The following is a 6,249-nucleotide window of genomic DNA, read 5'->3' as shown; positions in this document are numbered from 1 at the left end:
CTAAGTCTTAAGGCTTGGGAGAGTAGGTCGCTGCCAGGTCTGCCAAAAACGGATGTCTCAATACAATCTCGAAACAAAAGCCCCGCACTCAGAAATGAGGCGGGGCTTTTTGTCGTTCGGAGATGAGCGGGGGAGAGGGGATAGAAGAAGGCCATATCCTTGCCGTGGTGTGGGCCCAGTATGCTACCACCATTTTCCCGCTCCCAAACTTCCGGCCCCGTCCTTCATGATCCTTGCGCGTATTCTTTTGATCTTGTGCATGCTCGCACCGGCGCTAACGGGCAGTGCGCTCGCTCAGGTGCCTCTTCTTCCATCCGCAGACCAGCCGGCTACGGCTAGCGATAGCGAGGTCCAGGACGATCAAAGCGTCAGGCAGTTGATCGAAATCCTCGAAAACGATGCCGCCCGGCAGGCGCTCATTGAGCGCCTGGAAGGGGCCGCAGGCCAGGATGCCAGCGCACCAGTAGAGGAGCCGGCCCCGACGCTGAGCGTCGCCCGTCAACTGGCGGAACATACAAGGGCTCTGTCCAAAACCGCCGGGCGCGCCGCTGATGCGTTCGTTCACGTCGTGCAGGACTTTCGCGGTAGCATCAATGCGGCCCTCAGTACCGACTTCGCCCAGGTGCGTACCGCAGCCTTGAACCTCGCGCTCGTTGCTGCTGGGCTCTTCGGCAGCCTGATGGCCCTGCGCATCGTCGTCATTTGGCTGCAACAGCGTTTAGCCGGCCGGGTGGCGGCGCGCGGATGGCGCGTACGGACAGGGGCCTTCGTTGCGGCGGCGCTGATCGACGGGGCCTCGGTGTTGATGTCCTGGGGGATTGGTTTTGCCACCGCGCTGACTTTGGCCAGAGACAGTGGCGGGCAGGTGGGTGTCAACGAGTCGCTGTTGCTCAACGCGTTCCTATTGGTGGAACTCAGCAAGCTCCTTATCCATACAGTTTTTTCCCCGCGTTCGGCGGCATTACGCTGGATTCCTCTCTCGAACAGCGACGCGGCTTATTGGTCGTTCTGCACCGGCCGGCTGATATCGCTGCTCGGTTATACGTTTTTTTTCGTCGCTCCCGTGCTTTCAAGTAGTGTTTCGCGTGATGCGGCCGCCGCCGTCCAAGTTATCGCCATGACCGCATCGGTGGCATTGGCCATCATCGTGGTGCTGCAGTGCAAGGAAGGGGCACGAGCCCGGCTCACCGAGGTTGCCGCGGAGCGCGGCAATGACGGGGTCGGTCAGGCGCTCCTTCTTGTGGGCCGCTATTGGCACGTTGTGGCCATCGCCTACCTCCTCACACTGCTGGTCGCCTGGTTTGCCAATCCGGACGGGGCCCTCCCGTTCATGTTGGGCGCAACCTTCCAGACGGCCATCGCGGTCCTGGCCGGAATGGCTATTTCGGGCGCCATCTCTCGGGTGATCCGCTTCGGTTTGAGTTTGCCTGAGGATGTGCGCGAGAACTTGCCTCTCCTTGAGACGCGGCTGCAAGCCTTTGTGCCCCGCGTCATGCAGATCATCCGCCTTGTGGTCGTTGCGGGTGTTGTCCTCGCCGTCGTGCAGGCCTGGGGGATGTTCGATGCACTCGGCTGGTTGGGTTCGGAACGGGGCCAGGAGATCGTGGGCTCCCTCATCGCCGCAGCGTTTATCGTTCTCGCCTGCGTGGTGCTTTATATCGTCGTGGCGTCGTGGATCGAGTTTCGGCTCAGCGCCAGAGCCGGCAAGATGCCGACAGCGCGCGAGAAAACTCTGCTGAGCCTGTTCAAGAATGCTTTCACGATCGCACTGGTGGTGTTTGGCGTGATGCTGGCCTTGGCACAGATCGGCGTCAATATCGCGCCGCTGCTGGCAGGGGCTGGTGTGCTGGGTCTGGCTATCGGTTTTGGATCCCAGAAGCTTGTGCAAGACATCATCACCGGCATTTTTATCCAGTTCGAAAACGTCATGAACGAGGGGGATGTGGTGGAGGCCGGTGGGAAGTCCGGGGTGGTGGAAAAACTCACCATCCGGTCGGTCAGCATTCGCGATCAAACCGGAACCCTCCACCTGATCCCGTTCTCGTCGGTGGATCTGGTTTCCAACATGGTGAAGGGTTTCTCCTTCCATGTGGCTGAAATCAGTGTCGCCTACGAGTCCGATATCAGCGTCGTCAAGCAGGCGCTGCGGGACGCCTTTGAGCGTTTGCTGGAAACCGAGCACAAGAACGAGATTATTGACGAGCTCGACATGCAGGGGATCATTGCGTTCGGCGATTCCGCCGTGGTGGTGCGGGTGCGCATCAAGACCCTGCCCGGCAAGCACTGGGGCACGGGTCGGACCTATAGCGAGATCGTCAAGACGGTGTTCGAAGAGCGCGGAATCGAGATTCCCTATCCGCACATCACCTATGTACGGGCCAAGGGCGCAGCTGACGCAAGCGTGCCCTTTGGTGGCGATGACAACCAACGCGCCCTCGCGTGAGCGGCAATGACGTCGACGTGATCTGCTTGAACCGGAGCCTTAAGGTGATCTTAATCCGGATAGTTAAGTTTGTGGTAGCGGTGGCGAGACAACCGCCATCGCGCAGACCGGCTTTAGCCGCCTCGCTTAAGCCTTTTCGCACTCTCCGGAGGCTCACTTGATGTTGCACCCGTCGCTCAGAAGGTCGCGCTACTCGATTGTAGCGCTTTGTTTTGCCGCTTTGTTGAACTTCGGAAGCGCGCCTGCGCTTGCCAGTAGCGCCGATTTCGTTCGTGGGCTCTGGCCACAAGCGGAAGCAAGGGGAGTGAGCCGGAAGGCCTTCGAAGCTTCGTTTGCTGGGTATAGTCCGATCCCTCAAGTCATGGAGCTCACGCGCAAGCAGCCGGAGTTTGCCTCATTGGCGTCAGACTATGTCACCAAGCGAGTGACGGACGCGCAAGCGGCAAAGGGCCGAGCAATGCGCGCCGAGTGGAACCAGACGCTTTCCGCGGCGGCGCAGCGCTATGGTGTGCAGCCCGAGGTCGTGTTGGCGATTTGGGGCATGGAGACCAATTTCGGTGGCTTCATGGGTGGGAACAACACCATCCATGCCTTGGCGACGCTGACGGAAGGTGGCTATCGAGCGGATTTCTTCCGCGATGAACTGCTCAACGCCCTGCGCATCGTTTCGGATGGCCATGTAAGCCCCCGTAACATGGTGGGATCCTGGGCGGGCGCCATGGGGCACACCCAGTTCATGCCCTCCAGCTTCATGCGCTACGCTGTTGATTTCAACGGTGATGGTCGCAAGGACATCTGGAATTCAGTGCCTGATGCCTTGGGCTCTACCGCCAACTATCTCAAGTCATTCAACTGGCGCCCGGGCGAGACCTGGGGCTATGAAGTTCGCCTCCCACAAGGGTTCAATTTCGCTGCCGCGCGGCAGATGGAGCGCGCCTCAGTCAGCCAGTGGCAGGCCATGGGTATCAGCCGAGCTTCCGGCAAGCCATTCCCTCGCTCCAGCGATACAGCCCGGCTCTACTTGCCAACAGGTGCCTCGGGGCCCGCCTTTCTTTTGCTGCCAAATTTCGAAGTGATCAAACGCTACAACAACTCAGACAGTTACGCTCTGGCCGTTGGACATCTGGCCGACCGGATCATCGGCGGCGGTCCCTTTGTTGTCCCCTGGCCCCGGGACTATGCACTGAACAAGAGCCAACGCGCAGAGCTCCAAAGCCTGTTGGCCCGCGCCGGATTTGATATTGGCTCTCCAGACGGTGTGCTCGGCCCCAAGACCCGGGCTGCTGTCCTAGCCTACCAGGCCAAGGCCGGATTGCCGGCTGACGGCTATATCTCCGGGCGCCTGCTGGACTCCCTGAAGCGCTAGTCTCGAGAGTTCATCCGCCGTCACAATATGCCCGGCTTGGCCGGGCATCTTCGTTATCCCGCACTTCGATTGCTTTGCCCCATGATGAAACTTGTCTCGGTTAGATCGCTGCGCGGAGCCATTATGGCCGTTCTGCTGGCTTCCTCACTCCAAGCCAGCCCGGCCCTGGCCGTGTCAGTGATGGACCCGTTCAACCTTCCTGCGTCAATGGACAGCGGTACCGCCAAGGTGGCCGATGGGCTAGCCTATGCCGACGGACCCCGGCACAAGCTGGACATCTACGCCCCCGAGCAGCGTGGCGCCGCTGCACCGGTCGTCTTCTTTATCTATGGGGGCGGCTGGAATCGCGGCGAGCGGAGCGACTACCAGTTCGCGGGCCGCGCGCTCGCCGCCCGCGGATTTGTCACGGTGATCGCTGATTACCGCCATGTACCCGAAGTGCGATTCCCTGGGTTTCTTGAGGACAGTGCCAATGCACTCCGGTGGGTGCAGGACAACATCGCCGACTATGGCGGCGATCCTAATCGCTTGTTCCTGGCCGGGCATTCGGCCGGCGCCTACAACGCCGTAATGCTGGCGCTGGAGCCGTCATTCTTGCGCGAATATGGGGTGACGCTGTCGATCCGGGGCGTCGCGGCGCTCTCGGGGCCTTACGATTTCTACCCGTTCGAATATGGTGAGGTACGCGAAGCCTTTGGCTCGGCGCCGAATCCCGAAGGCACGCAGCCAATCAATCTTGTTGGCCCGGATGCGCCACCCATGTATCTGGCCACCGGCACCACTGACCCTATTGTGCGTATGCAGAACACCCAGCACTTCGCTGAGGTGCTGAAGGCCAATGGCGTTTGGGTCACCACCAAATATTATGAAGGCTTTGGTCACATGGAGCCGGTGATTGCCATGGGCTCGCTCTGGCGTTGGCGCATGCCGGTGCTCGACGACATGGTGTCGTTCTTCCAGATGTTTGGTGCGTTCCCGAGCGGGGTGCCTTACGCGGCAGTGGCGCCCGAAGCGCCCGAGCAGCTGCCAGAGGCGATTGCCCCGATGGACCAGATCGCAGAGCAGCTCAATTCAATGTTTCAGCCCATCGCGCAGTGACGATCAACTGCGCCTTCAGCTTTGGTCAGTTTCAGTGATCGGCCGAAGCTCCACCGATTCAGCCGAGCGTGCTGCGGGGCCGTGGAACACCGCTTCGATGTTGTTGTTGTCGGGGTCGAGCACAAAGCAGGCGTAATAGCCCGGGTGGTAGGAACGCTCCCCCGGCGCGCCATTATCCTTGCCGCCAGCGGCAAGAGCTGCCTGGTAGAACTTGTCCACCGTTTCGCGATCGCGAGCCTGGAAGGCTAGATGGATGTGCGTTGGCGCAGAGGCGGCGTCGGCAGCGTCGACGAACAACTCGTCCACCTGAAACCAGCCTTGGCCGCCTTGCTCAATGGGGCGGCCAAGGGTTGAGAGTGCGGCTCCGTAGAAGCGCCGGGTGGCCTCGAAGTCACGGGCACGAAGATGAACATGGTCGATCAGTCGTCCAACATGCCAGATCATCTTGCGCCTCTTAAGCCGTTATTCAGCCTCGTCCGCTGGAGCGGCGTTGAGCTGACCGTAGCGCTCCTCGCCAATCTTGGCCAACAAGTCCAGCTGGGTTTCAAGGAAGTCGATGTGACCTTCCTCATCGGCGAGCAGTTCATCGAAGAGCTGCTTGGAAACATGATCGTGCAGCTGTGAGCAGAGCTCGCGGCTGGTGCGATAGGCTTCACGCGCCTCGTATTCGCCGGCCAGATCGGCCTCGAGCACTTCCTTGATGGTCTGGCCAATACGCAGTGGCGCAACGCGCTGCAGATTCGGATGGCCTTCAAGGAAAATGATGCGTTCGATCAAGCGATCGGCATGGTGCATTTCTTCGATCGACTCGGCGCGCTCCTTGGCGGCGAGCTTGCGATAGCCCCAGTCGTCGAGCAGCCTGTAGTGCACCCAGTATTGGTTGACTGCACCGAGTTCAAGAAAGAGGGCCTCGTTAAGCCGCTCTATGACCTGTGGTTCGCCCTTCACGCGGTACTCCGTTCCGTTTCTGCTTAAGCTTTTCCAAGCGGGCCTGTACATCGACAAGTTCGCCCGGGGTTCGTGCCTGCTGCAGGTGGAAGCTCTCCGTCACGCGGACGATGATGTCCACCACATTAGGTACACAGCCGCCGCATTTAGCACGGCGTTCCAGTTCGCGGTAGACCTTTGCGGGCACGACCAACTGCCACGGATCTTGTTCGAGCAGTTCAAGGACGATGTCCTCGATCTGCTTGGAGGTAATCATGTTGCATTGGCAGACGAGCATAGCGTGCCAGAACTTCTCGTGGGTGGATGGGAGTGCAGTAGCGTTCGTTATTGCTGATTGTCAATGTCACAAAATGGTGTCGGTTAATCAGCAGCAGGCGCAGCGTCTGCAGGACGG

At 60.1% G+C, this 6,249-nt stretch carries 6 protein-coding genes; 3 read left to right on the top strand and 3 right to left on the bottom strand.

Features of this window, described 5'->3' with window-relative positions; translation table 11 throughout:
• The first annotated feature begins 376 nt into the window (after nucleotides 1-376).
• The 3 genes from AC3YMN_RS19170 to AC3YMN_RS19160 all read left to right on the top strand — a co-directional run bounded on the left by AC3YMN_RS19170 (nucleotide 377) and on the right by AC3YMN_RS19160 (nucleotide 4,907).
• Complete coding sequence (locus AC3YMN_RS19170) at nucleotides 377-2,443, top strand: mechanosensitive ion channel domain-containing protein (protein WP_489891271.1); 2,067 nt, start codon at nucleotides 377-379, stop codon at nucleotides 2,441-2,443.
• A gap of 160 nt (nucleotides 2,444-2,603) precedes the next feature.
• Nucleotides 2,604-3,809 (top strand): lytic murein transglycosylase, encoded by a 1,206-nt coding sequence (locus AC3YMN_RS19165; RefSeq protein WP_489891270.1) that lies wholly within the window; start codon nucleotides 2,604-2,606, stop codon nucleotides 3,807-3,809.
• A gap of 123 nt (nucleotides 3,810-3,932) precedes the next feature.
• Nucleotides 3,933-4,907 carry an alpha/beta hydrolase gene (locus tag AC3YMN_RS19160; protein ID WP_248307262.1) on the top strand — a complete coding sequence of 325 codons (975 nt, stop codon included), beginning with the start codon at nucleotides 3,933-3,935 and terminating at the stop codon, nucleotides 4,905-4,907.
• A gap of 15 nt (nucleotides 4,908-4,922) precedes the next feature.
• Here AC3YMN_RS19160 and AC3YMN_RS19155 read toward each other — a convergent pair whose 3' ends face one another.
• From AC3YMN_RS19155 to AC3YMN_RS19145, 3 genes are read right to left on the bottom strand one after another with little or no spacing between them, the layout of a single operon-like run.
• Nucleotides 4,923-5,351, bottom strand: a complete 429-nt coding sequence (locus AC3YMN_RS19155; protein ID WP_172125852.1) for a VOC family protein — start codon at nucleotides 5,349-5,351, stop codon at nucleotides 4,923-4,925.
• Between the two features lie 18 nt (nucleotides 5,352-5,369).
• Nucleotides 5,370-5,855 carry a bacterioferritin gene (gene bfr, locus AC3YMN_RS19150; protein ID WP_127754558.1) on the bottom strand — a complete coding sequence of 162 codons (486 nt, stop codon included), beginning with the start codon at nucleotides 5,853-5,855 and terminating at the stop codon, nucleotides 5,370-5,372.
• The gene (locus tag AC3YMN_RS19145; protein WP_248305160.1) at nucleotides 5,821-6,111 is read right to left on the bottom strand and encodes a (2Fe-2S)-binding protein; all 291 of its coding nucleotides are present in this window, start codon (nucleotides 6,109-6,111) and stop codon (nucleotides 5,821-5,823) included. The genes bfr and AC3YMN_RS19145 overlap by 35 nt, the downstream gene beginning before the upstream one ends.
• Nucleotides 6,112-6,249 lie beyond the last annotated feature (138 nt).

It is taken from the genome of Devosia sp. Z11_6 (assembly GCF_058133665.1).
Note: the sequence above shows the minus strand (reverse complement) of the source record. Positions and strands in the feature narration are given on the sequence as shown.